General features: G+C 60.5%; 1 protein-coding gene. It reads right to left on the bottom strand.

What is annotated here, in order from left to right; genetic code table 11:
* Window positions 1-193, bottom strand: a 193-nt coding sequence (priB, locus tag AB0C16_RS40790) for a primosomal replication protein N (RefSeq protein ID WP_357691580.1), incomplete at its 3' end; no start/stop codon positions are given.
* Between the last annotated feature and the right edge of the window lie 210 nt (window positions 194-403).

Below are 403 nucleotides of genomic sequence, written 5' to 3'. Positions count from 1 at the left end.
CACGACTCTCCAGCCTGCCGCTCGCCTCACCGGCCGCCACCGCCTCGATCGTCATTTCGACCTGACGGGGAATGCCTGCTTCGACGACTTCCGTGCGGTGATGCAATGTGGCGCTTGCGATCGGAACACCTGCCGGCGTATATCGCACCGGTGCGCGTTCGACGACGCTTGCCGTCAATTGCAACCTGTTCACGTGAGTGACGCGCTCCTTGATGGCTTAATGAGTGACGAACTTAAGCCTGCGCTTCGGTCGGCTGAGCTGCAGCCGCCTTCTTGGCTTCTTCGCGCTGAACTTCCTTCATCATCGGCGACGGGCCGGTTTCGGCCTTCTTCATCTTGACGATGAGGTGGCGCAGCACGGCGTCGTTGAACTTGAACGCGTGTTCGAGTTCATCGAGCGTCG

The sequence above is a fragment of the Nonomuraea sp. NPDC048916 genome, from assembly GCF_040649575.1.
In the GTDB taxonomy this organism is placed as follows: Bacteria; Actinomycetota; Actinomycetes; order Streptosporangiales; family Streptosporangiaceae; genus Nonomuraea.
Note: the sequence above shows the minus strand (reverse complement) of the source record. Positions and strands in the feature narration are given on the sequence as shown.